Below are 23,193 nucleotides of genomic sequence, written 5' to 3'. Positions count from 1 at the left end.
CTGCCGGAAACGAATTTCAGGCACATCTGCATCGGACAAGCCTCAGGGAATATCGACCAGGAAACGGATGTCGGTATTGGCCTGGCCGGCGGTGACCGGAAGAGCGATGGCCTTGTAGGCTGCGGAAAACAGCATCCGGGTTGGCCTGGAGTCATCCAGGGGATACAGCTTGGAAGGCACCCCATGGGCGACCGGTACGCCGCTATCGTCCTTGATGCTCAGCGCTAGCCCAGTGCTCCCACCCGGCTCCAGCGCGTACAGTGTGCCCCTGGCGCCGGCGCCGCCGTAACTGCCGGTGAATGTCACGGAAGCATTGGCTCCAGGTACCAGGAGACAGCCTGCCTCAGGTGTCAGGCGCATGGCGAAGGCGCGCACGACCGCCTCCTGGTCCACCTGGGTGAACTGGGCCGTGTTGACGCTGCCCATGTAGACCCGGCTCAATGGCAGGCCGGTATCCGGATCGATGATCTCGATCGCGCAGGTCCCGGCATCGATCTGGCCGTGGAAGCTGATCGAGCCGGTGTTGGCCAGGGATGAGCTGCTGGCCAGGCCGAAGCTCAAGGCGAGGGCGATGTTCTTCATGATGTGCTCCGTCATTCCCGGATTATGGAAGGCGGGTTGCATTCCATGAAGCGGGGTAGCTGGCTAGTGGAGAAAAATGGAGTGATTGGCTGCCAGGATCTTTGACGAAAGGCTGCCACTCGAGCATCTTCAACGCCTGCCCGACAAGGCCCGCTGCATGACCGGCGTGGCGACCCCGTAATCATTGATCGTGGTGAAAGTCACCTGTAACCCGCTGACTGGCTTGATGGTCTTGAGATCATAAGCTTGCTGCCCGAACGGCGGCGCCATGTCCATTGCCTGGATCGCCTCGGTCTTGCCCGCGCCGCTCACCTCCAAGCGACCGAAGGTATAGTGGTAGGGCGTGGGGTTGTCGACGATCAACTGAACAGATCCGGCTTCCTGGCGCAGCGACCACTTGAGCTGGTCGAGGCGACTGGCCGGAATGTCCTTGAGCTGGCCAGGACGGTAGAAGAGCTTGAGCCGGGTACGCAGTGCGATATTGAGTACGTTCTCCTCGCTTGGGTCGACCTGAGGTATTTCCTGCACATTGAGATAGAAGAGCGACTCACGGTCTTGGGGCAGGTCGTTGGGCAGCCGGTTTATCTGGAGCATCTGCTCCTTGCCTGGGTCCAGGCGGAAGAGTCCAGGCGAGACGGCCAGAGGCACAGGCGTGTCGGTATCGTCCTTGGCCGTATTGACCCAGCTCTGAACGGCATAGGGATGCGGGCTGGGATTGGCGATCACGACCGACGTGCTGCGCTTTTCACTGGCGAAGACGATACGGGTGGTGTTGACGGTCAAGGCAGCCTGCACCGACGGCAGGAATGCCATCAGGCAGGTGCCGAGGGCAAGATGACGCAGGTGACTGAGCATCTGGGCACGACCTTCGAAAAGAGGGAAGTCGACGCCAGACATATTCGCTACGTCTGACATCATGCTTGGGCTTTGTACGAAAAATGCCTGAGCGGCGATCATGCTGCGTTGAAACGGGTTCGGAAGGCTCGGTTACAACCCGTAATCTGCGGCTGCTCGCCGGTTTTCGCCTTGCCTGATCGCCGCTCGACGGCTTTTCGTGCAAACCCTTAGGGAATGGTGACCAGGAACTGCACATCGGTATTGGCCTGACCTGCCGTGACGCTGGCGGCAATGGACTGATACGCAGCGGAGAACAGCATGTCGGTGGGCTTCGTGTCGTCCAGTGCGTAGTTCTTGGAAGCGGCTCCGTTGGCTACCGCGGCACCGGTGTCATCCTTGATGATCAGGGCCAGGCCGGTGGCGCCACCTGGCTGCAGCGCATATAGCGAGCTGTTGCTGCCTACTCCCCCGTAGGCGCCGGTGAAGGTGACCGATCCTGTGCCATTGTTGACAACGCAGCCACTGCCAGGCGTCACGCGCATGCTGAACGGGCGGGAAGCTGCTTCGCTGCCCACTGCGGTGAAGTTGGCGACGCTGACGTTGCCCATGTTGATGCGGCTCATCGGCAGGCCGGTGGATGGATCGATGATCTGGATCGGGCAGGTGCCGGCGTGGACCTGGCCATGGAAGTTGATCGAGCCGGAATTGGCCAGGGCTGCGCTGCTGGCTATGCTCAGGGCAAGGGCGAAGGTGATTTTTTTCATGTGATCTCCAATGACTGTGGGCGGGCAGCTCGTCTACGCGGAATCAAGCTGTGTCCGGACGGTGCTCGTCTGATTTGGTGGGCAGCGGATGAAACACTACTCATGTCTTTTCCATCTTTCTGTAGGGTAAGTCTGACAAGCAGGGGGGATTAAACTGAGTGATGGATTAGTGAATTTTCCGAAACTATCACGGGTGCGATATTTAGAAAGGGCGTGCCACCGCGCACAGTTTTCGCGGACGTGCTGGACTCTCCAAGACACTCAGGGCAGACAGAGCGTTTGCAAACAATATATAGCCGTGTTGCACTAATTAAGATCGCGATTCGACATATCGTCCACTGGCAAAAATATCAGTTTTCTTCACCCCGGCAAGATGATGGAGTATCGGAAAATCCTGCGGGGAGCGATTGATGGATATTGGACAATTGAAGGGGGGCGAAACCCCGAATGAGGACGCGTTTGTCGTCTCCCTGTGGGGAAACGCCTTGCTCTACACCTCAGTGTGGCGAGGGCCCGAGGAAGAGATCGGGCCTGAGACGCTGATCAGCGTCGCACCGATGGCAGCGGGTGTATGGCAAGCCATGGTAGTCAACTTTGCGCCGGCAAGGTTGGGCATGCTCGACTCCAAATGGCAGTTGCGGATGGCAAGGTCTCGGGTGACTACCGTGCGAGTGTCCAAGCGGAGCAATGTCGGCGCGAAACAAATCGTGCGCCTGGATGACGAATTGGCAGGTGGGGACTTTGCGGTATTCGTCGAGCTGAAGAGCAGCTTTCTCCGGTACAGTGCATCCCAGGATAAGAAGCTCAGTTTCGAGTGGACGGGAACGCCGGCTTACAGGTTGGGGATCTTTGATGCGCCCCAGGCGTACAGGGATTTTTATAACAGGCGCAAGCGTATCGATATTGTCGCGCTGACCCCGCCCCAGGCGAGTTCCCTTCGAGAGTTGTGGATCCATGGCCATCTGGAGGCCGAGACAGTCTTGCTGCAGGCCTTCAGGCAACCCAGTACCTATCGAAGCCCGATGCTCGCCTTGCCATCGCGAGCGATGCAGGGGCCGCTGGCTGTCACCTACATGCAAGCCCTGTTTCCTGCCTCCGTCTTTCCCGAAGCTGCCGCAGGCAAAGCGCCGGCGGACTCCGCCTGGGTCGCTCAGCTCTTCGCCCCACCGGGAAGGTTGGTAGTGTCTGGCGGAGCACGTGAAGACAACGGCTCTGGCTGGCTGAATTCCTACTCGACGGCACTGGCCAGCGAGTTGCCCGCTGCCGCACAGTCCATCTATCGAATCGCTCCGCTGGCACAGATCGTTCGGGCAGGAGCGCAGAGCGAGAAACTACAGTTCGTTGGCTGGCCAATGCTCGATGCGACATGGAGCGTGACGGGGGAAGCCGAAGGGCGTCTTGAAAGACGAGGCGAGGATCACTACTACGTACCCCCACGCCAGCTCTCTCCCGCGGCGGTCTACAATACAGCGGGCGAGACGCTGATTCCTGCAGCCTACCGGGCCAGCATGGCTGACTTGCCCATAGTCGCCCAGCAGGTGCAGGCCAACGATGGCTCGGCAAGCGCATCGGCCACCTTCGTGACCTTTTTCGTCGCGCCCACCCATTTCATTCGTTTCGTTATCAATGGGGCGAGGCTGCAGATGAAACTTTGCTACATCGATCGCTGGCAAGAAGAGCGACAGGTCTCGTATGCCGAGATCAAATGGCATGTCGTTGCCGGCAACGGGACCGTGTCGGATACAGGTGTGTTTACCCCGGCGCAGCGCAATCCGAGCCAGGTCACCATCGTCATGGCCGAAGATCTGCGCGACATGTCCGAGTGGCGCTTTGCCTTGACCATCGTGCCAATGCCCTTCTTCACTGCCAGCGAAGTCGTGCGTCTGCAAGAGGACTGAGCATCTGCTCGGACATGCCTGGCGCCGGAGACCTCCAGACTCAGTGCCAGCTTCCCTGGGGGGCTGCGCCCAGCAGCTGCTTCTCCTGATGCCAGTCGAACGGCTCATCGCTCTGTTCGGCCTCGTACCTGCGCTCTTCCAGCCGCTGATAGAGATCGAGCTCTTCGTCCGGCATGAAGTGCAGGCAATCGCCACCGAAGAACCATAGCAGGTCGCGGGGTACCAGATGGGCGATCTGTGGGTAGCGCTGGATGACCTGGCACATCAGGTCCTGACCCAGGTACTGGCTCTGCAGAGGGTCGCGCGGCAACTCGACCAGCAGTTCGTCGAAGCGTTCGAGGAACAGGGCGTGGCTTTCTTCCGGGACCTGCTCCGCCTCGCCCAGCGCCACCAGGATGGTGCGCAGGTGCTGCAGCAGCTGCAGGTGGTATTCCAGATGCGGATTGGCCATGGAAAAGTCCTCGGTTGGCTGAAACGGAGGCGGAGTATACGCCTGATCGGCGGGCATGGGGCGTTCAGGGCAGTTCTCTGAGTGCCGCTGGGTCGATGGACAGGGAAACGGGCTGGCCAGCGGCATGCAGGTCGGCAGCCGAGCGGTTGAGCACGTCGACCACCAGCTGCACCTGGCGAACCTCGACCCGGTAGCGAATCACGTTGCCCAGCAAACTGTGGCCAAGCACCCGGCCGTCCAGGTCGCCGTCCAGCGCAAGGCTGATGGCTTCTGGGCGAATCGCCAGGCGCTTGTCGATCGGACGTCGCAGCAGTCGGCTGGCACTGTCGGCATCGAGCAGGTTGTAGTTGCCGATGAAGCCCGCCGCGAACAGGTCCACGGGCGCGGTGTAGAGTGTCTCGGCGTCACCGCTCTGGACGATGCGACCTTGGTTCATCAGCACGATACGATCGGAAAGCACCAGTGCTTCTTCCTGGTCATGGGTGACGAACAGCGTGGTCAGCCCGAGCTCGCGCTGGATCGCTCGGATCTGCTCGCGCAAGTGCTTGCGAATGCGTGCATCGAGCGCTGATAGCGGTTCGTCGAGCAACAGCAGCCGCGGCCGGGTCACCAGCGAGCGGGCCAGGGCGACCCGTTGGCACTGGCCGCCGGACAGCTGGTGTGGGTAACGTGCGGCAAACGCTTTCAGCTCGACCAGCTGCAGGATGTCATGCACGCGGGCCAGCCGCTCATGTGGCGCGATCTTCTGCATGCGCAGGCCGAAGGCGACGTTTTGCTCCACGGTCATGTTGGGGAACAGCGCATAGCTCTGGAACACCATGCCGATCCCGCGCTTCTGCGGGCTCAGCGGTACCAGGTCATGGCCATCGAGCAGTATCCTGCCGCTGTCCACGGGCGTCAGCCCGGCGATACAGCGCAGCAGGGTCGACTTGCCGCACCCGGAAGGCCCCAGCAGGGTCACGAACTCGCCGCGCTCGACCTGGCAGTCGATATCCTGGAACACCATGGCCCCGGCATAGCTCTTGCGCAGGTTTTGCACGCTCAGGAAGCTCATCTCAAGACTTGTCCTCGTTCAGGCGATTGGCGAACCAGGTCAGCAGCAGCACGAAGGCGAAGTACGAGATCACCAGCGCACTGTTGAAATGCCCGCTGCTGTTGCGCATGTTGTTCAAGTACACCTGCAAGGTCTCGTAGCGGGTGCCGACCAGCAGGTTGGCGAAGACGAACTCGCCGAACAGGAACGAGAACGACAGCAGCAGGGCCACCAGCAGACCCTTGCGCAGGTTGGGCAGCACGATCAGGAACGCGGCCTGCCAGGTATTGGCTCCCAGCAGTTGCGCCGCATCCATCAGCTCACGCAGGTTGATCGCCTGCAGGTTGTTGGTGATCGCACGGTACATGAAGGGCAGGGCGATGGTGAAGTAGCAGCCGATCAGGATCCATGGCGTGCCGACCATGGCCAGCGGGCCGCTGCCATAAAGCTGTAGCAGGCCGACCGAGGACACCACCGGCGGCACCGCGAAGGGCAGCAGGATCAGGATGTTCATCAGCGCATCGAGCCGCGGGAAGTGGTAATGCACCACGAACAGCAACGGCAGGATCAGTACCACCGACAGCAGCAGCGCCGCGAAACAGACCAGCAGCGAATGGGCGAAGGCGGCAAGGAAGCGCGGCTCGCTCCACAAGGCCACGTACCACTTGAGCGTCAGGCCGCTGGGCAGCAGGCTCGCCGACCAACTGGTGGCAAGCGAATAGAGCAGGGTGCCGGCCAGCGGCAGCAGGAGGATGAGAAACAGCAGCCAGACCACCAGGCGGTGGTACAGGTTGCCGCGGCCGGCTGGGCGTTCACCGGGCATGGTAGGTTCTCCTCAGCAGCCATTGATGCACGAGCGTGACCAAGGTCATCAGGCCGACCAGCACCATGGCCAGGGCGCTGGCCAGGTTGGGATCGAGCGTGATGTCGCCGGCCACCAGCGCCGCGATACGGATCGGTAGCACGTTGAAGTTGCCGGTGGTCAAGGCATAGACCGTGGCGTAGGCGCCCAGGGCATTGGCCAGCAGGATCACGAAGGTGCCGATCAATGCCGGTGCCAGAACCGGCAGGCCGACGTGCCGCCAGTATTGCCAGCGACCAGCCCCAAGCAGCGCGGCGGCTTCGCGCCAGTCCTCGCGCAGCGCCTCGAAGGCCGGGTAGAGCAGCAGCACGCCGAGAGGGATCTGGAAATAGCTGTACACCAGGATCAGCCCGCTTTTCGAATACAGGTTGAAGCCCTCGATCAGTCCGGCCTGTCTGAGCAGCAGGGTCAGCGCGCCATTGAAGCCGAGCAGGATGATGAAGGCGAACGCCAGCGGCACCCCGCTGAAGTTGCTGGTCATGTTGGCGAAGGCGGCGACGAAGTCGCGCAGTCGCGAATCGACCTGCCGTAGCGAATAGGCGCCCAGCCCGGCGACGAGGATGCCGATCAGGCTCGACCAGAAGCTGATTTCCAGGCTATGGCGGATCGCCTGGCGCTGGAACTTCGAGGTGAAGATCCGCGTGAAGTTGTCCAGGCTCCAGCCTGCGTCGTCCTGCAGGCTGTGCAGCGCGACCCAGGCCAGCGGCGCGACCTGGAACACGATGAAGAACGAGGCGAACGGGAGCAGGCAGAGCAGGGCCATCGCGCGGGCGCGTCGGCTGGACTTCACGCCAGCAGTTCCCGGCAGACGGTCTTGTCGTGCGCTGCGCCGAGCAAGGTGCACAGGGTGCCGCACAGGTCGGTCTGCAAGGGCTTGGCGGCAGGGTCGAGGCTGAATGCCTGGCCGAACACGAACAGCGGCACCTCACGCTCCTCGACCAGCAGGCCATTGTGCGAACGGTCGTTGTTCATGCCGTGATCGGCCGTGATCATCACCTGGTAGCCTTCTTCGAGCCAGCGCGGCAGGTAGTCGGCCAGCAGGATATCGACCCTGCGCGCGGCATTGCGGTAGTGGCTGCTGTCCAGGCCATGACGATGCCCGGCATCGTCCACGCTCATCGGATGAACCAGCAGAAAGTTCGGGGCATGACGGCGGCGCAGGTACTCGGCATCGGCCAGCAGGTGCGAATCGGGGTAGTCGTCTGCCCAGTAGAACAGCCCATGCTGGATCGGCAGCTTCGGCGCATGGGTATGGCGATCGCGCAGGGCGTCGAATGGGCTGCGGTTGTACAGCTCGCTGATCCAGTGGAAGGCAGCAGCCGCGGTGCCAAGGCCAGCTTCCCGGGCATAGTGGAAGACGCTGCGCTGGCTCGATAGCCGGTGGATCTGGTTGTGCACGATGCCGCTGTCGATCGGCGCGACCCCGGTAAGGATGCATTCGTACAACGGCCGTGACAGCGCCGGCAGCTCGCATTCCAGGCGATACAGCGCGGCGCGGTCGGCCTCGACGTAGGCATGCAGGTGCCCCATCGCATGATAGGCCACCTGATGATTGAGGCCGTCGAGCAGGACCAGGATGACATTGTGTGACATGGCGCTTCGCTCAGGTTGATGGCTGGATGACGGCAGTTCAGGCATTGGCGAAGGCGAGCCCGATCCCAGGGGGGCGGGAACCGCGTCGGTCATGGCGGGTGGTCCTGCGCTCACCGACGCCCAGCCTGCCTCATTCCATTTCCATGATGACCTGTTCCTGCCACATCTGCGGCAGTTTCTTCGAGGTCGTTTCCCAGACCGTGGCATCCTTTATCGGCTGGGCGGCGGCGTACTGCTCGTTGGGCAGCAGCCTGGCCTGGACCTCGGCCGGCAGCTTCAGATGCTCGGCACGGATCGGCCGGGCGTGGCCGATGGCCAGGTTGGTCTGGCCGGCATCGCTGAAGATGTATTCCCGAGCAAGCTTGGCCGCGTTCGGGTGCCTGGCATATTTATTGATGATAGTGGTATAGCCGGAAATCACCGAGCCATCGGCTGGAATCAGCACTTCAAAACGTTCGGGATCGATCTGCTGGCGGTAGCTCAGGCCGTTGAAGTCCCAGACCACGCCTACTTCGACCTCGCCTTTCTCCAGGGTCTGGATGGTCGGGTTGGCCAGTGACAGACGCCCGTCCTGGGCCAGCTTGGTGAACAGCTGCAGTCCCGGCTCGACATTGGCTTCGCTACCCTGGTAGGCGATTGCCGCGGCGAGCACGCCATTGGCGGCTTGGGCCGCCGTGCCCACATCGCCGATGGCGACCTTGTACGTGCCACGTTCGAGGTCATGCCAGGTCTTGGGGCGATCGGCTTGCTTGACCAAGTCCTTGTTGATGATGAAGGCGATGGTGCCAGTGTAGGCCAGCGCCCAGTGCCCATCCTCGTCCTTGGCCCACTCGGGAATCTGCTGCCAGGTGGTGGGCTTGTAGGGCTGGGTGACGCCCCGGGCGACGGCAACCGGGCCGAAGGCCGCGCCAACGTCGCCGATGTCGGCGCTGGCATTGTCCTTCTCGGCCTCGAACTTGGCGATCTCCTGCGCCGAACTCATGTCGGTATCGCTGTGCTTGAGTCCGTACTGGCGGCTCAGGTCGTCCCAGGTCGCCTTCCAGTTGGCCCAGGCGTCGGGCATGCCGACGCTGTTGATCGCGCCCTCCTTGCGGGCAGCGTCTTCCAATGCCTTGATATCGGTGTCGGCAGCGATGGCCGAGAGGGACAATGCGAGGGCCGAGCCCAGCAGTGACGCCATGAAGAACGTTTTCATCCGGAACTCCCTGGAAGCTATGGCAATCGAGAACGTGCAGCGAACCTGGCTCTGCGGCGCTTGGGTTCGTACGGAACGTTGCGTGGGCAGTTTTCCTACGAACCCTAGGCCAGCCAGCGTTCTGGCCAGCCTGGACCACGGGCATGACAGCTTGATGTAGCCCGAACCGGGATGGCTTGCTGACACTACAGCGTAGACCAGTTCCGTCTGCTGCAAGGGCGCTGCTGCGTGCCTGACGCCATTGCGGAGGCAGTGGCGCCCGTGGGGGCTGGCGTCGAGCGCGGACTCAACCGGCCAGGTCGCCGCCCGCTTCGCCCATGCCACCGCCACCTGCCGTGACCACTTGCACCGAAAGGCGCGGCGTGGCCAGGTCCAGGCCCGCTTCGTCGAGCTGACGCTTGAGTGCCAGGTTGAAGGCCCGCGAGACTTCCCACTGCTTGATGGGCGCGGTCTTGAAGCGGGCGCGCAGGACGGCCGAGCCCGACTCGAAACCCTCCACGCCTTGCAGCTCCAGGGGCGACCAGATGTTGCGGCGCATCAACGGGTCGGCGCGCAGCTTCTGCGCCACTTCGCGCACCAGGGCGATGGCCTGGTCTATCGGCATGTTGTGCGGGATGGCCACACGGAAGATCGCGTAGCCGAACTCCCGCGAATAGTTCTTGATGCTCTTGATCTCGCTGAACGGGATGGTATGAACGATGCCATCGATGTCGCGCAGGCGCACGGTACGGATGGTCAGCCCCTCCACGGTACCCAGGTGGCCGCCGACCTCGACGTAGTCGTCGATGGCCAGCGAGTCCTCGATGATGATGAACAGGCCCGTGATCAGATCGGCGACCAGCGACTGGGCACCGAAGCCGATGGCCAGGCCGATGACGCCGGCACCGGCGAGCAACGGCGTGACGTTCATGCCCATGTTCGCCAGCGCGACGATCAGCGCGATGATGAAAATGGTCACGAACAGCACGTTGCGGATCAGCGGCATCATGGTCTGCGCCCTGGCGTTGGCCAGGCCGCGGCGTGAGCGCACCAGGGCGTGATGCACGGCGCTGTCGGCCAGGATCCATACCAGCCAGGCGACGATCAGCGTGCCGGCCAGGCCCATGAGACGCATGCTCGCCTCGTGCCCGTCGCCGTCGGCGAAGCGGATCATCGAAAGCCCCCAGACACGCAGGCCGATTTCCAGAAATACCAGCCAGATGAACAGGTGCACCAGGGCGTAACCGAAGTTCTTCAGGCGCTCGGCATAGACCTGCTGGCGGCGGTTGACCCGCCGGGGGCTGGTGGCGTGGCGGCGCACCAGGCCATTGAGCACCATGCAGACCACCAGCAGCACCGTGCACATCAGCGACTGGCGCAGGGCCGTGCTGGTGTCCCCGGCGGAAACGAAGGTGGCGAACAGCGAGATCGCCACCAGCACCAGCGCAGGCACGTACCAGAAACTGCCGAGCACTTCGATGGTATCGCTCAAGGTGCGCCTGTTCAGACGCCGGGGCAGCGGCTGGTTGCGGATCAGATGCGCGATCGGGCGACGGAAGCGCACGATGAACAGCCCGCTGCACAGGGCGGCAAGCACGTTGGCCACGGTGGCCAGGGCATGGGCCAGATGGATGCCCAGGGCGTCGGTCAGGCGGGGGTCGTTCATCGCCTCGCCAAAGGCGGCGAAGCTGCCTATCAGCCACAGTGGATTGAAGGCGCGGTGGCGCAGGATGTGCAGGGCTCGATGGCGATGCGGGCCATCGAGCAGGGAAAAGGCGATCACGCAGATGGCCGAGAAGCAGGTCCCGACCACCAGGGCATACGCCAGAACCATCGCCATCGACTTGCCCAGCGAGGGGGGCAGGGCGAAGCTCAGGTACACCGTGAAGACCAGCGCGACCAACCAGGGCCCGAGCTTGCGCAGGGCGAAGCGCACCAGGTCCCAGGGACGCGGATGTTGCGGCAGTTCCTCGGTCAGGCCGAAGCGTACCCGGACGCGATGGCCTATCCAGTTGAAGGCCAGGGCCAGCAGGCTCCACACCGCGATGACCGCGGCGAAGCCGAATAGGATCATCGGCCATTGCTCGATAGGCACCACCAAAGCAGCCAGCTCCTGGCGTGCCTGATCGAGTTCCCGCGACCAGCGCAAGAACGGGCTGGCATCCCCGCTGAACTGTTTTTCCAGATCGTGCAGGGTGCCGCCGATCAGGCCCAGCACACCTTGCTCCGGGGTCGGCTGGGCCTGGCGGGTGCTGTCGCGCAACTTTTTCAGGTCGGCCAGCAGCTTGCCGCGCTGCTGGTCGTTTTCCAAGGTGGTGATCACTTCGTCGAGCGACTTGCCCAGGGGCTCGGAGGATTGCGCCTGGGGCGCGCTGCTCGAGCCGAGCAGGCCCGGCAGGCCGGCTCCCTGGGCGGACGTGACGAACAGCAGCAGGCACAGCAGATGAAGGCAACGCAGAAGAACAGGCACCGGGAAATCTACCTCAGGTCGTACGATCGCCCGAGTGTAGAGGATTTCTCAGGCCAGTTTCTCGAGGATCTTCCAGCACATGATGCCGAACATGCCGAGCGTGCCCAGCCACATCATCAATACCCCGACATCCCGCTCGCGCAGGCTGAAGCCAAGGGTCAGCAAGGACAACCCGGCGACGACCGGGATCAACATGGAATGAAAGGCGGACATGGCAGGTTCCTTCTGCTGGCGGCTAGGCCGATATCAACAGTGTAGGCCGGAACCGGGTTGACGGCATTGGCGTGAAAATGGATGACATGGCCAGGTTCCGAGCGTATGCAAACCCCACCGATGGTGCTGCAAGCACGGCCAGCTACCCAGCGGTGGAGTGCACGACCGCCGAGCGGCCGCCGCCAGACGATCAGGCTCGAACCCGGCTCCCGTCAAGGCAAGTCCCGGCTGCGGTAGAACGCCGTCAGTACCTTGACCAGGTGAGCCAGGTCATGACTGCCGCACAGTTCGCGGATCGAATGCATGGCGAAGGTCGGCAGGCCGATGTCCACTGTGCGCACGCCCAGGTGTCCGGCGGTGATCGGCCCGATGGTCGAGCCGCAGCCCATGTCGCTGCGTACCACGAAACTCTGTACCGGGACCTCCTCGGCCATGCACAGATGACGGAAGAAGCCTGCGGTTTCGCTGTTGGTGGCATAGCGCTGGTTGCTGTTGACCTTGATCACCGGGCCGGCGTTGAGCTTGGGGCCATGGTTGCCATCATGCTTGTCGGCATAGTTGGGATGCACTCCATGGGCATTGTCGGCCGAGATCAGCAACGAGCGCTGGATGCTTCGCACATAGTCGGCATGGTCCGGCAGCAGGCGCTGGAGCGTCTGCTCGAGCATTGGCCCGTCGGCACCGCAGGCCGAGCAGGAGCCCACCTCCTCATGATCGGTACAGACCAGCACGCAGGTTTCATCGCTATCGGCGGCCAGCAACGCCTGCAGGCCAGCGAAGCACGACAGCAGGTTGTCCAGGCGCGCGCCCGCGACGAATTCGCCATGCAGGCCGATCTGCGCGGCGTCCTGGGTATCGTAGAAACTCAGCTCGTAGTCGAGCACCACGTCGGCGTTGAGGTCATGCTCGCGGGCCAGTTGTTCGGTCAGCACGGCACGGAAGTCGACCCGTTCGTCACCGGCCACCTGGGCCAGGATCGGTGGCAGCTCGTTCTGCGGATTGATCGGCCAGCCCTCGTTGGCACCGCGATTGAGGTGGATGGCCAGGTTGGGCACGATGGCGATCGGCAGCTTGAAGTCGATCAGCTGGCTTTCCACCTTGCCGTCGCGGCGGAAGGTGACACGGCCCGCCAGCGACAGGTCGCGATCGAACCAGGGCGCGAGCAGGGCACCACCATAGACTTCGACCCCCAGTTGCAGGAAGCCATGGCGCTGCAGCTCAGGTTGCGGCTTGACCCGCAGGCAAGGGCTATCGGTATGCGCGCCGACGATGCGCAGGCCGCCGAGCAATGGCGACTGCTTGCCCAGCTGGATGGCGATGATCGAAGAATCGTTGCGGGTCACGTAGTAGCGACCGGCCGGTGCCGTGGTCCAGCTGTCGCGCTCGTCGAGACGCTGATAGCCGGCCGCCTCCAGGCGCCTGACGATGGAGGCGGTGGCATGGAACGGGGTAGGGGAAGCCTTGAGGAAATCGATCAAGCCTCGATTCAGGGCATCGCGCATAAGTTACTCCAGACGAGCTTCAAGCTTTGACCTGCAAGCTTGAAGCTTCAAGCCGCAAGCCGCAAGCCGCAAGCCGCGTCGCTGCAAGCATGAAGCCATGTTGGGCGATCTTGCATGGCTGCATGCTCACCACCCGCTCTTGGCTTGCAGCTTGCAGCTCAGAAAGGCACGGGACAGGTGAAACGCAAGCGTTGGCCGCAGATCGGGTGGGTGAAGGTCAGCATGCTGGCATGCAGGCACAACCGATCATGGGCAGCCAGCGCCTCGGGGTTGGCGTAGAGCCGGTCGCCGAGCAGCGGATGACCGATCGACAGCATATGCACGCGCAACTGGTGCGAACGGCCGGTGATGGGGGTCAGCTCGACGCGGCAATGCCCGTCGTGACGCTCGAGGACGCGCCAAAAGGTCAGCGCATGCTTGCCATGTTCATGGTCGACCACATGCCGCGGCTTGGTTGGTGGGTCATAGCGCAACGGCAGGTCGATACTGCCGCTGTCGCGTTCCGGCTGGCCCCAGCACAGTGCGGTATAGGCTTTTTCGGTTTCGCGATCATGGAACTGCCGGGATAGCTCGCGGTGACTGGCGGCGTCGCGGGCCAGCAGGATGATGCCCGAGGTTTCCCAGTCGAGGCGATGGACGATCAGCGCGTCCGGGTAGCCATTGTGCTGCAGGCGGGTGATCAGGCAGTCCTTGTTGTCGTCGGCCCGGCCTGGCACCGAAAGCAGCAGGGTAGGTTTGTTGACCACCAGGATGGCGGCGTCTTCATGGAGGATCTGGATGCTGGACAGCGGCATTGCATGCTCTCTGCAAAAAACAGCGGCGACGGCAGGCCCGGCAGCATCGCTGCCGGTCTGTCCGTCGCCGGGCAGGTGACCCGAAGCGTGGTGTTCAGCGTTCGGGAAGGGTGACGTTGAGCTCGAGGATGGAGCAGTTGCCCTGGTCTTCCAAGGCGACATGCACATCGTCGCTGCCGATGTTCACGTACTTGCGGATCACCTCGACCAGCTCCTTCTGCAGGGCGGGGAGGTAGTCCGGGGTGCTGCGCTGCCCGCGCTCGTGCGCCACGATGATCTGTAGACGCTCTTTCGCTACCGACGCGCTGGACTGTTTCTGTCTGCCACGAAAGAAGTCAAAAAGGTTCATGGTTTATTTGCTCCCGAAAAGGCGCTCGAAGAATCCCTTCTTCTGTACATCGACGAACCGCAGTTCTTTTTCTTTGCCCAGCAGGCGATCGACCGTGTCGCTGTAGGCCTGGCCGGCATCGCTCTGCTCGTCCAGGATGACCGGGATGCCCTGGTTGGAGGCCTTGAGCACGGCCTGCGACTCGGGGATCACGCCCTTGAGCTTGATGGCCAGGATTTCCTCGACGTCGGCGACGCTGAGCATTTCGCCCTTGACGACGCGCTCGGGGTGGTAGCGGGTGATGAGCAGGTGTTCCTTAATCGGCTCGCCGCCGTTCTCGGCGCGGCGCGACTTGCTCGACAGGATGCCCAGCATGCGGTCGGAGTCGCGCACCGACGAGACCTCGGGGTTGGTCACCACGATCGCCTCGTCGGCGAAGTACATGGCCAGGTGCGCGCCTTTCTCGATACCGGCCGGCGAGTCGCAGACCACGTAGTCGAAGGTTTCCTTGAGCTCCATGAGCACCTTCTCGACGCCTTCCTGGGTGAGCGCGTCCTTGTCGCGGGTCTGGCTGGCCGCCAGCACGAACAGGTTCTCCAGGCGCTTGTCCTTGATCAGCGCCTGTTGCAGGTTGGCCTCGCCGTTGACCACGTTGACGAAGTCGTACACCACGCGGCGTTCGCAGCCCATGATCAGGTCAAGGTTGCGCAGGCCGACGTCGAAGTCGACGATGACAGTCTTGTAGCCGCGCAGCGCGAGGCCGGTGCCGATGGCGGCGCTGGTCGTGGTCTTGCCCACGCCCCCCTTGCCGGAGGTAACGACGAGAATCTTGGCCAAGGTGTTTCACCCCTAGATGAACGGGACAGGCGTCCCAGCAAATACACGAAACGGCAACGAGTGAACAGTTGCACTAAAAATGACGGCAGTATCCGTTAAAGGCGGGTGATGTTCAACACATCCCCGGACAGGCTGACCTGCACCGCGGCCCCCCACAGCGGGTCGCGTCGAAGCTCTTCGCAGACCTTGTACTGGCCGGCGATCGAGACCAGTTCGGCGGTCATCTGCTGGCAGAAGATCCGGGCCCGGACATTGCCCTTCACGCCCGCCAGGGCCCGCCCTCGCATGGCGCCGTACACATGGATGTTGCCGTCGGCGAGAAGTTCCGCGCCCGGACTTACCGACGAGGTGACGATCAGGTCGCCGCCCTGGGCATAGATCTGCTGGCCCCCGCGAACCGGCGCGGTGACGATCCGTGTCGGCCGCACTTCGGGCTCGCTCGGCGGTGGCGGCGCTGGCTCGGGCTTCCTGACCTCTGGCTCGGGCTCGAGCGGGCGCTCGCGGGCACCTGAAGGAGGCAGCACGGGAAGGTCGATGGCGATCGCCGCGGCAATGTCCTCGATGCGGTTGGCGCGAATCGCCAGAGTCCGCAGGCCATGGTGCCGACACACCCGCATCAGCCCGGCCAGGTCGACGGCGCCGCTTGTGGCCGGCAGCTTGTCCAGCGCCAGCACCAGGGGGGTGTTGCTGAAAAAGTTCGGTGCCTGGGCCACTTTCGCCGCCAGTTGCCGGTCGAGCGCGTCGAGGTCGTTGTGGGCCAGTTCCAGCACGGTGATGGCGAGCATGCTGCCCTTGAGCTGGAACACGGGTATGGTGTCAGGTGTCTGATTGAGGCTCATGGTCTGCATAGACGGCTTGTTGCGAAAAAAGTGCCCTGACTTATAGCGATAACGTCACTTAGCCGCAACCACGGGCGATCCGTTGTAGAATGCCCGGCCCTTGTCTTTCCGGATGCTTCAATGGAACGCCCGCGTTTTCGTCCCCTGTTCTTCCATCCTCGTTTCTGGGGGCTCTGGCTTGGCCTGGCCGTGCTGTGGCTGGTGGTTCAGCTGCCCTACAAGGTCCTGCTGCGACTGGGGCGCCTGCTTGGCGCGCTGATGTACCGTGTCGCCGGCGAGCGTCGGCGCATCGCCGCGCGCAACCTGGAGCTGTGCTTTCCGGAGCTGTCGCACGACCAGCGGCAACGGCTGCTCGAGGAAAACTTCGCTTCCACCGGCATCGCGTTCTTCGAGATGGCCATGAGCTGGTGGTGGCCGCGAGCCAGGCTGGCCCGCCTGGCCCATATAGAAGGGCTGGAGCATCTGCAGGCCGCCCAGCGAGACGGGCAGGGGGCGATCCTCATGGCCGTGCATTTCACCACCCTGGAAATCGGTGCCGCGCTGCTCGGGCAGGCGCACACCATCGATGGCATGTACCGCGAGCACGACAACCTGCTGTTCGACTACATCCAGCGGCGCGGCCGGGAACGGCATAACCTCGATGCGCTGGCCGTCGAGCGCGAGGACGTACGCGGCATGCTCAAGCTGCTGCGTGGCGGGCGCGCCATCTGGTACGCGCCGGATCAGGACTATGGCACCAAGCAGAGCCTGTTCGTGCCGCTGTTCGGCATTGCGGCGGCCACCGTCACGGCCACCAGCAAGTTCGCCCGCCTGGGCCGGGCGCGGGTCATTCCCTTCACCCAGCGTCGCCTCGAAGATGGCAGTGGTTATCGCCTGGTCATCCATCCGCCGCTCGTCGACTTCCCCGGGGAAAGCGAGGAGGCGGACTGCCTGCGGATCAACCAATGGATCGAACAGGTGCTGCGCGCATGCCCCGAGCAGTATCTGTGGGCCCACCGTCGTTTCAAGTCGCGTCCGCCAGGGGCGCCGAAGCTGTACCAGAAGAAGCGCTAGGCGACCGCCCAGGCAGCCCTCAAAGGCTTTTCTGCAAGCTGGCCCGCAGTTCCAGCAGGTCTTCCTGCAGCTGTCGCAGGCGCTCCTGGCTGCGGCCGCTGGCGGTCAGGATCTGTCCGGGTATGTCGCGGGCCGCCTGCTCCAGTTGGCGGCCCTTGTCGGTCAGTTGCACCTGGACCACGCGTTCGTCTTCCCGGCTGCGGTTGCGCTCGAGCAGGCCTTCGCTTTCCAGGCGCTTGAGCAAGGGCGTGAGCGAGCCAGGGTCGGTCAGCAGGCGCTGGCTGATTTCCCCCACGGTCATGTTGTCGTGCTCCCACAGGACCAGCATCGCCAGGTATTGCGGATAGGTCAGGCCAAGCGCTTGCAGCAGCGGCTTGTAGACCTTGGTCATCAGCAGCGAGGTGGAATGCAGGGCGAAACAGACCTGGCTGTCCAGCAACAGCTCATCGCTGGGAGTTCGAATGTCGGCGTTCATGCAAATCCTTGAATGCTGAGTGGATGACAATCTGGCAGCCGGGCAACGGGTAGGTTCATTGCCGGTGCGGCTCATGGCGCAAGGCCAGACCCTTCGTCATTGCTGGGCTGAAGCACCTCCTGAGAAGTTCGAGCGGTAATCTGGCAGGAGAGTTCGTTTCATCTTGTGACAGCCACGCCGAACTGCTCGCGGGCCGATTCACGTTTCTGGAAGCCGGCAAAATCGGTAGCATGCTTGCAATTGATCCGACAGGCGAGGCAGTGATGATCGAGTGGTTGATGTACGCGGTGCTGGGCGCCGGGTTGGGCACGGTAGGCGGGTTGTTCGGCATCGGCGGCGGTTTGATCGCCATTCCGGCATTGGCCGTGTTGTTCGGGCTCGATCAGCAGCTGGCCCAAGGCACCGCTCTGGTCATGGTCGTGCCCAACGTGATGCTGGCATTGTGGCGCTATCACCAGCGCAATCGCATCGAATTGCGTCATGCCTTGCCGCTGTCGCTGTGCAGCTTCGTCTTCGCCTGGCTCGGCTCGATCTGGGCGGTCGGTCTCGATGCCCATGTCATGCGCCTGGGCTTCGTAGGGTTCCTGGTCGCACTGGCGGTCTGGAACTTGGCGCGCATGTTCCTGCCGGTGGCGCCACCCAGCGCCGAGCTGCGTCATCCGTGGCCATGGCTGGGCGTGCTGGGGTGTTTCGCCGGCAGCATGGGAGGATTGTTCGGCGTAGGCGGCGCCGTGGTCGCCACGCCTGTGCTGACCAGCGTATTCGGTACCACGCAAGTCGTCGCGCAAGGCCTGTCGCTGGCCCTGGCCGTGCCCAGCACCACGGTGACCCTGGTGACCTATGGTGTGCACCATAGCGTGAACTGGGCGATTGGCATTCCCTTGGCCGTCGGTGGCCTGCTCAGCATCAGTTGGGGCGTGAAGCTTGCCCATGCCTTGCCGGAAAAGATCCTGCGCGCAATGTTCTGCGGCTTTCTGGTCGTGTGCGCGGTGATGCTGGCCCTCGAGGTTTGAGTCCAGCCGCAAGCGCCAGCCCTAGCTACAAGCAACAGCAGTACGGCGTGGTGGCGGCGATTGTAGTCCGCGCCTTTGTCCGCGGCGCGCAACGCTATTGCTTGCAGCTTGCAGCTCTAGAGGCGCGCCTGTTTGAGCGTCTCGGCGATCATGAAGGCCAGCTCCAGCGACTGGTCGGCGTTCAGGCGCGGGTCGCAGTGGGTATGGTAGCGGTCCGACAAGCCATCCTCGGTGATCGGCCGCGCCCCTCCAATGCATTCGGTGACGTTCTGGCCGGTCATCTCGATGTGGATGCCACCGGCATGGCTGCCTTCGGCCTGGTGGACCTCGAAGAACTGGCGGACCTCGGCGAGGATCTGGGCGAAGTCCCGGGTCTTGTAGCCGCTGCTGGCCTTGATGGTATTGCCATGCATCGGGTCGCTGCTCCACAGGACCTGGCGCCCTTCCTGTTCGACGGCGCGGATCAGCCGGGGCAGGTGCTCGCCCACCTTGCTGGCGCCCATGCGCACGATCAGGTTGAGCCTGCCGGGATCGTTCCGCGGATTGAGGATGTCGATCAGGCGGATCAGCTCCTGTGGGTCCATGCTCGGGCCGACCTTGACGCCGATCGGATTGTGTACCCCACGCAGGAACTCCACGTGCGCGCCATCGAGCTGCCGTGTGCGATCGCCGATCCACAGCATGTGCGCCGAACAGTCGTAGTGATCGCCGGTCAGGCTGTCACGACGAACGAAGGCCTGCTCGTAGTTCAGCAGCAATGCCTCGTGGGCGGTGAAGAAACTGGTCTCGCGCAGCTGCGGAGCGCCATCCAGGCCGCAGGCGCGCATGAAGGCCAGGGTTTCGTCGATGCGATCGGCCAGTTGGTGATATTTCTCGGCAAGGGCCGAGTTGGCGATGAAATCCAGGTTCCAGCGATGGACCTGATGCAGGTCGGCGAAGCCGCCCTGGGCAAAGGCGCGCAGCAGGTTGAGGCTGGCGGTGGCCTGGTGGTAGGCCTGCAGTAGCCGTTCAGGGTCGGGAACCCGGTTGGCGGTGTCGAAGCCGATGCCGTTGACGATGTCGCCCCGATAGGCGGGCAGGGTCACGCCGGCGATGGTCTCGTCGTCGGCCGAGCGCGGCTTGGCGAACTGGCCGGCCATGCGTCCGACCTTCACTACCGGGCAGCCAGCGGCGAACGTCATGACGATGGCCATCTGCAACAGCACCTTGAAGGTGTCGCGGATCTTCGCCGCGGAGAACTCCGCGAAGCTTTCCGCGCAGTCGCCGCCCTGCAAGAGGAACGCCCGCCCCTGGGTGACCTCGGCGAACTGCCGGCGCAGTTCGCGCGCCTCGCCGGCGAACACCAGTGGCGGATAGCTGGCCAGCGTCTGCTCGACGCGCAGCAGGTGAGCGGCATCGGGGTAGTTGGGCTGCTGCTGGATCGGCAAGGCGCGCCAGCTGTCGGGACTCCAGGATCTGTTCATGTCGAGCTCGATGCTTGGTGGTCAGGCAGGCATGTTAACAGTTGCACGCTCGCTTGTTGCATGAGGTGCATTGGCGGACAATGGCGGTTTTGCGGATGGAAGAGATGACCAAGGAGCGCGATGAGCGCCTGCTGGCCCGGGTGGAGGATGCGTTCGGGGTCATCAGTGTGTTCGAGGTGGACGACTACCGCTTCCTCGAGTTCGGCGATGCCATCGAGCAGAGCTGCGTCTTCACGGCCGATCCGAGCTGGCTGGAATACGACTACACCCGCGCCATGCTGGTGGGCGCGCTTTGTCACGCGAGTCCCGAAAGCGCGCTCTTCCTTGGGCTCGGCGCGGGCACCCTGACCCAGGCATGTCTGAAGTTTCTGTCGCTCGATGATGTCGAGGCGATCGAGCTGCGCGCGGACGTGCCGCGCCTGGCCATGGAGTATCTGGGGCTGGATGACGATCCGCGCCTGTACATCCGTGTCGGCGACGCCCTGGAGCTGCTGCCGAGCGCCGAAAAGGCCGACCTGCTGTTCGTCGACCTCTATACCGACCATGGGCCGGGCGTTGGCCACCTGGCCTGGAGTTTTCTCGAGCGCTGCCAGCGCCAGCTCAATCCCGAAGGCTGGCTGGTGATCAACCAGTGGGCTGGCGAGGATGGAAAGCCGCTCGGCGCGGCCTTGTTGCGCGGCCTGTATCATCGGCACTACTGGGAATTGCCGGTGAGCGAGGGCAACGTGATCCTGCTCGTGCCGGCCGGGCTCGACCAGACCCTGGACATGCAAGGCTTGCGCGAGCGGGCCGAGATGCTCGCGCCGCGCCTGGGCTACAGCCTCGATGCGTTGATCGCCCAACTGCGCCCGGCCAGCTGAAGGCCAGGCGCGCAAACGTTTCAGCGGCCCGCTTCGCGGCTTCCCGGCTGGCGCACGGGCTCGAAAAAAATCTCACGGCTGGCTCGTATTCGGGTATAGTACGCGCCGGTCTTTCAGCGGACCCCCGTTGCAGGTGGTGCAAATCCCCCGTATATCAGCTTCGGCTGCGCGTCCGCTCGTCGGACTTTCCCAAGATGTTCCCTTTTCAATCGTTTTCGCAAATCCCCGCCGCCAGAGCTGCCTGGGTGACCTCCGGGTCTTTCAAGGCATGTGCAGCTCTGGAGCATGGGTCTTTGCGGATGCACCTAGAGGCAGACCCATGACCCAGGAAACCGGCGGATTCGCCGCTCTCGATCTCAATCCGAACATTGTTGCTGCAGTGCTGGCTACCGGCTACGAAGAGCCATCGGCCATCCAGCAACAGTCGATCCCGATCATTCTCGCCGGTCACGACATGATCGGCCAGGCGCAGACCGGCACCGGCAAGACCGCTGCCTTCGCCCTGCCGATCCTGAACCGTATCGACACGAGCAAGCGCGAACCGCAAGCCCTGATCCTGGCGCCAACCCGTGAGTTGGCGCTGCAAGTAGCCACGGCCTTCGAAACCTACGCCAAGCAGATGCCGGGCGTGAACGTGGTCGCCGTGTACGGTGGTGCCCCGATGGGCCCGCAGTTGCGCGCCATTCGCAATGGTGCCCAGATCGTCGTCGCCACGCCTGGTCGCCTCTGCGACCACCTGCGTCGCGACGAGAAAGTCCTGTCCACGGTCAAGCACCTGGTGCTCGACGAAGCCGACGAGATGCTCAAGCTTGGTTTCATGGATGACCTGGAAGTCATCTTCGACGCGCTTCCGGAAAGCCGTCAGACCGTGCTGTTCTCCGCCACTTTGCCGTCCTCGATCCGTTCGATCGCCGAGCGTCACCTGCGCGAGCCGAAGCACGTCAAGATCCAGAGCAAGACCCAGACCGTCACCGCGATCGACCAGGCCCACCTGATGGTGCATGCCGACCAGAAGATCCCGGCCGTGCTGCGCCTGCTGGAAGTGGAGGAGTTCGATGCGCTGATCGCCTTCGTGCGTACCAAGCAGGCCACCCTGGACCTGGCCAGCGCCCTGGAAGCCAAGGGCTACAAGGCCGCTGCGCTGAACGGCGACATCGCCCAGAACCAGCGCGAGCGTGTCATCGACTCGCTCAAGGATGGCCGCCTGGACATCGTCGTCGCCACCGACGTGGCCGCTCGTGGTCTGGACGTACCGCGCATCACCCATGTGTTCAACGTGGACATGCCGTACGATCCGGAATCCTATGTCCACCGCATCGGTCGTACTGGCCGTGCTGGTCGCGAAGGTCGTGCCTTGCTGCTGGTCACGCCGCGTGAGCGCCGCATGCTCCAGGTCATCGAGCGCGTGACCGGGCAGAAGGTCGCCGAAGCGCGCCTGCCGAACGCCCAGGCCGTGTTGGATGCGCGCATCAAGAAGCTGACTTCCAGCCTGGCCCCTCTGGTCGCCGATTCGGAAGCCAGCCACGGCGACCTGCTCGACCGCCTCACGGCCGACCTGGGCTGCAGCCCGCGTGCCTTGGCTGCCGCACTGCTGCGCAAGGCCACCAATGGCCAGGCGCTGGATCTGGCCAGTGTCGAACGTGACCAACCGCTGGTGCCGACCTACACTCCGCGTGAGCGCAGCGGTGAGCGTGGCGAGCGTGGCGAGCGTGGCGAGCGTGGCGAGCGCGAGCGTCGCGCACCCCTGCCGCTGGCCGAAGGGCGCGTACGCTGCCGTACCGCCTTGGGCGCCCGCGATGGGATCGCCGCCAAGAACCTGCTCGGCGCGATTCTCAACGAGGGTGGCCTGGCCCGTGATGCCATCGGCCGGATCCAGGTGCGTGACAGCTTCAGTCTGGTCGAGTTGCCGGAAGAGGGTCTCGAGAAGCTGCTGTCCAAGCTCAAGGACACGCGCGTTGCTGGCAAGCAGCTGAAGCTGCGCCGTTACCGCGAAGACTGATGCACGCTTGAAGAATCCCCGACTCGTTCGGGGATTTTTTTGCGCGTCATTCGAATGATCGGCCGAAGCGGCGAGCAGGCACGCGCGATTGCCGCAGGTTGGGCAGGCTGGCTATCCTGAGCGGGTGGCCTGGTACTCAGGCGAACTTCTCCA

22 protein-coding genes and 1 pseudogene are annotated in these 23,193 nt (G+C 63.5%); 5 read left to right on the top strand and 18 right to left on the bottom strand.

Going from position 1 to position 23,193, the window contains the following annotated elements; all coding sequences use genetic code 11:
- Positions 1-42: 42 nt before the first annotated feature.
- The 3 genes from ACY8GK_RS09580 to ACY8GK_RS09570 form a co-directional block, all read right to left on the bottom strand.
- Positions 43-582, bottom strand: a complete 540-nt coding sequence (locus ACY8GK_RS09580; protein ID WP_462402889.1) for a fimbrial protein — start codon at positions 580-582, stop codon at positions 43-45.
- Between the two features lie 129 nt (positions 583-711).
- Positions 712-1,437 (bottom strand): fimbrial biogenesis chaperone, encoded by a 726-nt coding sequence (locus tag ACY8GK_RS09575; RefSeq protein WP_462403008.1) that lies wholly within the window; start codon positions 1,435-1,437, stop codon positions 712-714.
- 209 nt (positions 1,438-1,646) lie between these two features.
- On the bottom strand, positions 1,647-2,183 hold the full coding sequence (locus ACY8GK_RS09570) for a fimbrial protein (RefSeq protein WP_462402888.1): 537 nt from the start codon (positions 2,181-2,183) through the stop codon (positions 1,647-1,649).
- 410 nt (positions 2,184-2,593) lie between these two features.
- Between ACY8GK_RS09570 and ACY8GK_RS09565 the strand changes: the two genes are divergently transcribed.
- Positions 2,594-4,081 carry a hypothetical protein gene (locus ACY8GK_RS09565; protein ID WP_462402887.1) on the top strand — a complete coding sequence of 496 codons (1,488 nt, stop codon included), beginning with the start codon at positions 2,594-2,596 and terminating at the stop codon, positions 4,079-4,081.
- Between the two features lie 40 nt (positions 4,082-4,121).
- On the opposite strand, the gene ACY8GK_RS09560 is transcribed toward ACY8GK_RS09565, so the two are convergent.
- The 13 genes from ACY8GK_RS09560 to minC all read right to left on the bottom strand — a co-directional run bounded on the left by ACY8GK_RS09560 (position 4,122) and on the right by minC (position 16,186).
- Complete coding sequence (locus ACY8GK_RS09560; protein WP_196181078.1) at positions 4,122-4,532, bottom strand: PA2817 family protein; 411 nt, start codon at positions 4,530-4,532, stop codon at positions 4,122-4,124.
- Between the two features lie 64 nt (positions 4,533-4,596).
- Positions 4,597-5,586 (bottom strand): ABC transporter ATP-binding protein, encoded by a 990-nt coding sequence (locus ACY8GK_RS09555; protein ID WP_196181077.1) that lies wholly within the window; start codon positions 5,584-5,586, stop codon positions 4,597-4,599.
- 1 nt (position 5,587) lies between these two features.
- Positions 5,588-6,388, bottom strand: coding sequence for an ABC transporter permease (locus ACY8GK_RS09550; RefSeq protein ID WP_196181076.1), 801 nt, complete (start codon positions 6,386-6,388; stop codon positions 5,588-5,590).
- Positions 6,378-7,190 carry an ABC transporter permease gene (locus tag ACY8GK_RS09545; RefSeq protein ID WP_196181093.1) on the bottom strand — a complete coding sequence of 271 codons (813 nt, stop codon included), beginning with the start codon at positions 7,188-7,190 and terminating at the stop codon, positions 6,378-6,380. The genes ACY8GK_RS09550 and ACY8GK_RS09545 overlap by 11 nt, the downstream gene beginning before the upstream one ends.
- A gap of 23 nt (positions 7,191-7,213) precedes the next feature.
- Entirely contained in the window at positions 7,214-8,020 is an 807-nt protein-coding gene (locus ACY8GK_RS09540; protein ID WP_196181075.1) for an alkaline phosphatase family protein, read from the bottom strand.
- 130 nt (positions 8,021-8,150) lie between these two features.
- Positions 8,151-9,215 (bottom strand): ABC transporter substrate-binding protein, encoded by a 1,065-nt coding sequence (locus ACY8GK_RS09535; protein ID WP_196181074.1) that lies wholly within the window; start codon positions 9,213-9,215, stop codon positions 8,151-8,153.
- A gap of 286 nt (positions 9,216-9,501) precedes the next feature.
- Positions 9,502-11,664, bottom strand: coding sequence for a mechanosensitive ion channel family protein (locus ACY8GK_RS09530; RefSeq protein WP_462402886.1), 2,163 nt, complete (start codon positions 11,662-11,664; stop codon positions 9,502-9,504).
- A 48-nt stretch (positions 11,665-11,712) separates the two neighbouring features.
- Positions 11,713-11,877: a hypothetical protein gene (locus ACY8GK_RS09525; RefSeq protein ID WP_196181072.1), complete on the bottom strand. Its 165-nt coding sequence runs from the start codon at positions 11,875-11,877 to the stop codon at positions 11,713-11,715.
- 212 nt (positions 11,878-12,089) lie between these two features.
- Positions 12,090-13,379 (bottom strand): M18 family aminopeptidase, encoded by a 1,290-nt coding sequence (locus ACY8GK_RS09520; protein ID WP_196181071.1) that lies wholly within the window; start codon positions 13,377-13,379, stop codon positions 12,090-12,092.
- 158 nt (positions 13,380-13,537) lie between these two features.
- Positions 13,538-14,173 (bottom strand): RluA family pseudouridine synthase, encoded by a 636-nt coding sequence (locus ACY8GK_RS09515; RefSeq protein ID WP_196181070.1) that lies wholly within the window; start codon positions 14,171-14,173, stop codon positions 13,538-13,540.
- Between the two features lie 94 nt (positions 14,174-14,267).
- The gene (gene minE / locus ACY8GK_RS09510; protein ID WP_196181068.1) at positions 14,268-14,522 is read right to left on the bottom strand and encodes a cell division topological specificity factor MinE; all 255 of its coding nucleotides are present in this window, start codon (positions 14,520-14,522) and stop codon (positions 14,268-14,270) included.
- A 3-nt stretch (positions 14,523-14,525) separates the two neighbouring features.
- Entirely contained in the window at positions 14,526-15,338 is an 813-nt protein-coding gene (gene minD / locus ACY8GK_RS09505) for a septum site-determining protein MinD (protein ID WP_196181066.1), read from the bottom strand.
- A gap of 95 nt (positions 15,339-15,433) precedes the next feature.
- Positions 15,434-16,186 carry a septum site-determining protein MinC gene (gene minC / locus ACY8GK_RS09500; protein ID WP_462402885.1) on the bottom strand — a complete coding sequence of 251 codons (753 nt, stop codon included), beginning with the start codon at positions 16,184-16,186 and terminating at the stop codon, positions 15,434-15,436.
- A gap of 111 nt (positions 16,187-16,297) precedes the next feature.
- Between minC and ACY8GK_RS09495 the strand changes: the two genes are divergently transcribed.
- A complete protein-coding gene (locus tag ACY8GK_RS09495) occupies positions 16,298-17,230 on the top strand; it encodes a lipid A biosynthesis lauroyl acyltransferase (RefSeq protein WP_196181063.1) in 933 nt (310 codons plus the stop codon).
- A 19-nt stretch (positions 17,231-17,249) separates the two neighbouring features.
- Here ACY8GK_RS09495 and ACY8GK_RS09490 read toward each other — a convergent pair whose 3' ends face one another.
- The gene (locus ACY8GK_RS09490; RefSeq protein ID WP_196181061.1) at positions 17,250-17,705 is read right to left on the bottom strand and encodes a MarR family winged helix-turn-helix transcriptional regulator; all 456 of its coding nucleotides are present in this window, start codon (positions 17,703-17,705) and stop codon (positions 17,250-17,252) included.
- 263 nt (positions 17,706-17,968) lie between these two features.
- On the opposite strand from ACY8GK_RS09490, the gene ACY8GK_RS09485 reads away from it, so the two are divergent.
- Entirely contained in the window at positions 17,969-18,718 is a 750-nt protein-coding gene (locus ACY8GK_RS09485) for a sulfite exporter TauE/SafE family protein (RefSeq protein WP_196181091.1), read from the top strand.
- A 116-nt stretch (positions 18,719-18,834) separates the two neighbouring features.
- On the opposite strand, the gene ACY8GK_RS09480 is transcribed toward ACY8GK_RS09485, so the two are convergent.
- Positions 18,835-20,181 carry a class II 3-deoxy-7-phosphoheptulonate synthase gene (locus ACY8GK_RS09480; RefSeq protein ID WP_462402884.1) on the bottom strand — a complete coding sequence of 449 codons (1,347 nt, stop codon included), beginning with the start codon at positions 20,179-20,181 and terminating at the stop codon, positions 18,835-18,837.
- A gap of 104 nt (positions 20,182-20,285) precedes the next feature.
- On the opposite strand from ACY8GK_RS09480, the gene ACY8GK_RS09475 reads away from it, so the two are divergent.
- Both ACY8GK_RS09475 and ACY8GK_RS09470 read left to right on the top strand, forming a co-directional pair.
- Positions 20,286-21,041 (top strand): spermidine synthase, encoded by a 756-nt coding sequence (locus ACY8GK_RS09475; RefSeq protein ID WP_462402883.1) that lies wholly within the window; start codon positions 20,286-20,288, stop codon positions 21,039-21,041.
- Between the two features lie 285 nt (positions 21,042-21,326).
- Positions 21,327-23,040: pseudogene (locus ACY8GK_RS09470) on the top strand (DEAD/DEAH box helicase).
- Positions 23,041-23,193 lie beyond the last annotated feature (153 nt).

Source organism: Pseudomonas sp. Marseille-QA0332, from assembly GCF_054950175.1.
Note: the sequence above shows the minus strand (reverse complement) of the source record. Positions and strands in the feature narration are given on the sequence as shown.

What these genes read in the sequence shown, in the direction of transcription:
- ACY8GK_RS09550 (WP_196181076.1), bottom strand. Translation starts at nt 6,388, where the DNA reads ATGCCCGGTGAACGCCCAGCCGGCCGCGGCAACCTGTACCACCGCCTG.
- minE (WP_196181068.1), bottom strand. Translation starts at nt 14,522, where the DNA reads ATGAACCTTTTTGACTTCTTTCGTGGCAGACAGAAACAGTCCAGCGCG.
- ACY8GK_RS09545 (WP_196181093.1), bottom strand. Translation starts at nt 7,190, where the DNA reads ATGGCCCTGCTCTGCCTGCTCCCGTTCGCCTCGTTCTTCATCGTGTTC.
- ACY8GK_RS09495 (WP_196181063.1), top strand. Translation starts at nt 16,298, where the DNA reads ATGGAACGCCCGCGTTTTCGTCCCCTGTTCTTCCATCCTCGTTTCTGG.
- ACY8GK_RS09555 (WP_196181077.1), bottom strand. Translation starts at nt 5,586, where the DNA reads ATGAGCTTCCTGAGCGTGCAAAACCTGCGCAAGAGCTATGCCGGGGCC.
- ACY8GK_RS09540 (WP_196181075.1), bottom strand. Translation starts at nt 8,020, where the DNA reads ATGTCACACAATGTCATCCTGGTCCTGCTCGACGGCCTCAATCATCAG.
- ACY8GK_RS09535 (WP_196181074.1), bottom strand. Translation starts at nt 9,215, where the DNA reads ATGAAAACGTTCTTCATGGCGTCACTGCTGGGCTCGGCCCTCGCATTG.
- ACY8GK_RS09515 (WP_196181070.1), bottom strand. Translation starts at nt 14,173, where the DNA reads ATGCCGCTGTCCAGCATCCAGATCCTCCATGAAGACGCCGCCATCCTG.
- ACY8GK_RS09560 (WP_196181078.1), bottom strand. Translation starts at nt 4,532, where the DNA reads ATGGCCAATCCGCATCTGGAATACCACCTGCAGCTGCTGCAGCACCTG.
- ACY8GK_RS09570 (WP_462402888.1), bottom strand. Translation starts at nt 2,183, where the DNA reads ATGAAAAAAATCACCTTCGCCCTTGCCCTGAGCATAGCCAGCAGCGCA.
- ACY8GK_RS09485 (WP_196181091.1), top strand. Translation starts at nt 17,969, where the DNA reads ATGATCGAGTGGTTGATGTACGCGGTGCTGGGCGCCGGGTTGGGCACG.
- ACY8GK_RS09490 (WP_196181061.1), bottom strand. Translation starts at nt 17,705, where the DNA reads ATGAACGCCGACATTCGAACTCCCAGCGATGAGCTGTTGCTGGACAGC.
- ACY8GK_RS09575 (WP_462403008.1), bottom strand. Translation starts at nt 1,437, where the DNA reads ATGCTCAGTCACCTGCGTCATCTTGCCCTCGGCACCTGCCTGATGGCA.
- minC (WP_462402885.1), bottom strand. Translation starts at nt 16,186, where the DNA reads ATGCAGACCATGAGCCTCAATCAGACACCTGACACCATACCCGTGTTC.
- ACY8GK_RS09565 (WP_462402887.1), top strand. Translation starts at nt 2,594, where the DNA reads ATGGATATTGGACAATTGAAGGGGGGCGAAACCCCGAATGAGGACGCG.
- ACY8GK_RS09520 (WP_196181071.1), bottom strand. Translation starts at nt 13,379, where the DNA reads ATGCGCGATGCCCTGAATCGAGGCTTGATCGATTTCCTCAAGGCTTCC.
- ACY8GK_RS09480 (WP_462402884.1), bottom strand. Translation starts at nt 20,181, where the DNA reads ATGAACAGATCCTGGAGTCCCGACAGCTGGCGCGCCTTGCCGATCCAG.
- ACY8GK_RS09475 (WP_462402883.1), top strand. Translation starts at nt 20,286, where the DNA reads ATGACCAAGGAGCGCGATGAGCGCCTGCTGGCCCGGGTGGAGGATGCG.
- ACY8GK_RS09525 (WP_196181072.1), bottom strand. Translation starts at nt 11,877, where the DNA reads ATGTCCGCCTTTCATTCCATGTTGATCCCGGTCGTCGCCGGGTTGTCC.
- ACY8GK_RS09580 (WP_462402889.1), bottom strand. Translation starts at nt 582, where the DNA reads ATGAAGAACATCGCCCTCGCCTTGAGCTTCGGCCTGGCCAGCAGCTCA.